A 3,344-nucleotide genomic window follows, 5' to 3' on the forward strand; every position below is an offset into this window, starting at 1 on the left:
TTTGGAATGCATCTGATTGACATCGTAAAGAGAGATACAGTTACTTTAAGAGTAATCTTGAAGTAACAAACAACACGATCTGATCGCACCGCGTTAGGTGATGATCTCGGTTGCTGCTCCTTTTGGAGCCGGCGTTTACTCGACTGTTTCCTCGGTCTTTTGAACGTATCGCGACTGAAAGCGACGTGTTGTCCAAGTCAAGTACACTAACCAGAGTAGTGACGCCTGCTTCCTGCACGGAAGGTAGGCTAGATGCGCTACTCGCTGTCCACTCTGAGAGAGTGGGCGGGTAAAAGTATGCTTTTGATCTGGAATAAGGGAAGACAGTTTCTTACCAGCTTCTGTCTCCCGCGTTGGACTGACGTCCCGCACTCTACCGGCCGTTTGAGGGTCTAAATTGTCCTCAAGTAGCCGAATAGGCGGTAGGACATTAAATCAGTCTTTCTTTTTCTGGATCAAATCAAGCGCGAAAAGGGCGTTTGGTGAATGCCTTGGCAGTAAGAGGCGATGAAAGACGTGATACTCTGCGATAAGCCATGGGGAGCTGAGAATAAGCTTTGATCCATGGATTTCTGAATGGGGCAACCCACCTGATTGTTTATTGTTGTCCTACCGCTTTGCTACTTGAGGACGTAAGTTCGCAAGGTGCAGACGGTGGGTTCATCAGTAAGCAGAACCAGGTATTTATAGACTGAATACATAGGTTTATAAAAGCAAACCCGGGGAACTGAAACATCTAAGTACCCGGAGGAAAGGAAATCAATTGATACTCCCCTAGTAGCGGCGAGCGAACGGGGACCAGCCGAGCCATGAATGTGGTTAGAATGCGTTGGAATGCGCAACCAAAGTGGGTGATAGTCCCGTATAAGAAGCATGATTGGACGTATTAAGTAGGGCGGAACACGTGAAATTCTGTCTGAAGATCGGAGGACCACCTTCGAAGGCTAAGTACTCCTTACTGACCGATAGTGAACCAGTACCGTGAGGGAAAGGTGAAAAGCACCCCGACGAGGGGAGTGAAACAGTACCTGAAACCGAACGCCTACAATCAGTTGGAGGGTCTTTACGGCCTGACAGCGTACCTTTTGTATAATGGGTCATCGACTTGGTCTCACAAGCAAGCTTAAGCCGTTAGGTGTAGGCGTAGCGAAAGCGAGTCTTAATAGGGCGTTGAGTTTGTGGGATCAGACCCGAAACCGAGTGATCTAGGCATGGCCAGGTTGAAGATAAGGTAACACTTATTGGAGGACCGAACCCACATCCGTTGAAAAGGATCGGGATGAGCTGTGCCTAGGGGTGAAAGGCCAATCAAACTCGGAGATAGCTGGTTCTCTGCGAAATCTATTTAGGTAGAGCGTCATCCGAATACCCTCGGGGGTAGAGCACTGGATGGGTAATGGGGCCCCACAGGCTTACTGATCCTAACCAAACTCCGAATACCGAGGAGTACTAGATGGCAGACACACAGCGGATGCTAACGTCCGTTGTGAAGAGGGAAACAACCCTGACCTACAGCTAAGGCCCCTAATTCATGGCTAAGTGGGAAAGCAGGTGAGACGACCAAAACAACCAGGAGGTTGGCTTAGAAGCAGCCATCCTTTAAAGATAGCGTAACAGCTCACTGGTCTAAATAAGTTGTCTTGCGGCGAAGATGTAACGGGGCTCAAGCCATGAGCCGAAGCTTAGGATGCATTAATTGCATGGTAGCAGAGCGTAGTGTGACATAGTTCCATGTCTCCTTAGCCCTTCGGGGTATTGGAGACGCGGAACTTTCTGTGAAGCCGGCGCGTGAGCGATCCGGTGGAGAGATCACTAGTGAGAATGATGACATGAGTAGCGACAAAGAGTGTGAGAGACACTCTCGCCGAAAATCCAAGGGTTCCTGCTTAAAGCTAATCTGAGCAGGGTAAGCCGACCCCTAAGGCGAGGCCGAAAGGCGTAGTCGATGGGAACCAGGTTAATATTCCTGGGCCAGATGGAAGTGACGGATCTCGAGGGTAGTTCATCCTTATCGGATTGAATGGGCTGCTTAGAGGTCCCTGGAAATAGCTCCATCGCTAGATCGTACCCTAAACCGACACAGGTGGATAGGTAGAGAATACCAAGGCGCTTGAGAGAACTATGTTGAAGGAACTCGGCAAAATACCTCCGTAAGTTCGCGAGAAGGAGGCCCGGTTCCTAGGCAACTAGGGGCTGGGGGCACAAACCAGGGGGTGGCGACTGTTTATTAAAAACACAGGGCTCTGCGAAGTCGTAAGACGACGTATAGGGTCTGACGCCTGCCCGGTGCCTGAAGGTTAAAAGGAGGAGTGAGAGCTCTGAATTGAAGCCCAGGTAAACGGCGGCCGTAACTATAACGGTCCTAAGGTAGCGAAATTCCTTGTCGGGTAAGTTCCGACCTGCACGAATGGCGTAACGACTTCCCCGCTGTCTCCAACATAGACTCAGCGAAATTGAATTACCGGTCAAGATGCCGGTTACCCGCGGTTAGACGGAAAGACCCCGTGCACCTTTACTACAACTTCACACTGGCATTAGGCCGAACATGTGCAGGATAGGTGGTGGGCTTTGAAGCGTGGACGCCAGTCTGCGTGGAGCCTCCCTTGAGATACCACCCTTGTTCTGCTTGATGTCTAACCGCGGTCCGTTATCCGGATCCGGGACCCTGTGTGGTGGGTAGTTTGACTGGGGCGGTCGCCTCCTAAATCGTAACGGAGGCGCGCGAAGGTTGGCTCAGAGCGGTCGGAAATCGCTCGTTGAGTGCAATGGCAGAAGCCAGCCTGACTGCGAGACTGACAAGTCGAGCAGAGTCGAAAGACGGCCATAGTGATCCGGTGGTCCCAAGTGGGAGGGCCATCGCTCAACGGATAAAAGGTACGCCGGGGATAACAGGCTGATACTGCCCAAGAGTCCATATCGACGGCAGTGTTTGGCACCTCGATGTCGGCTCATCTCATCCTGGGGCTGGAGCAGGTCCCAAGGGTACGGCTGTTCGCCGTTTAAAGAGGTACGTGAGCTGGGTTTAGAACGTCGTGAGACAGTTCGGTCCCTATCTTCCGTGGGTGTAGGATACTTGAGAGGAGTTGCCCCTAGTACGAGAGGACCGGGGTGAACGATCCACTGGTGGACCAGTTGTTATGCCAATAGCAGTGCTGGGTAGCTATGATCGGACAGGATAACCGCTGAAGGCATCTAAGCGGGAAGCCCCCCTCAAAACAAGGTATCCCTGAGAGCCGAGATAGACCATCTCGTCGATAGGCCAGAGATGTAAGCGTAGTAATACGTTCAGTTGACTGGTACTAATTGCTCGATAGGCTTGATTTGATCCAGTAGAAGAAAGACTT

At 51.3% G+C, this 3,344-nt stretch carries 1 rRNA gene; it reads left to right on the top strand.

Annotated features, from left to right (window positions below):
• Nucleotides 1-458: 458 nt before the first annotated feature.
• Nucleotides 459-3,324: ribosomal RNA gene (locus tag ACNQ62_RS16650) — 23S ribosomal RNA — on the top strand.
• Nucleotides 3,325-3,344 lie beyond the last annotated feature (20 nt).

Source organism: Sulfitobacter sp. SBS6 (genome assembly GCF_048285585.1).
GTDB lineage: Bacteria > Pseudomonadota > Alphaproteobacteria > Rhodobacterales > Rhodobacteraceae > Sulfitobacter > Sulfitobacter pontiacus.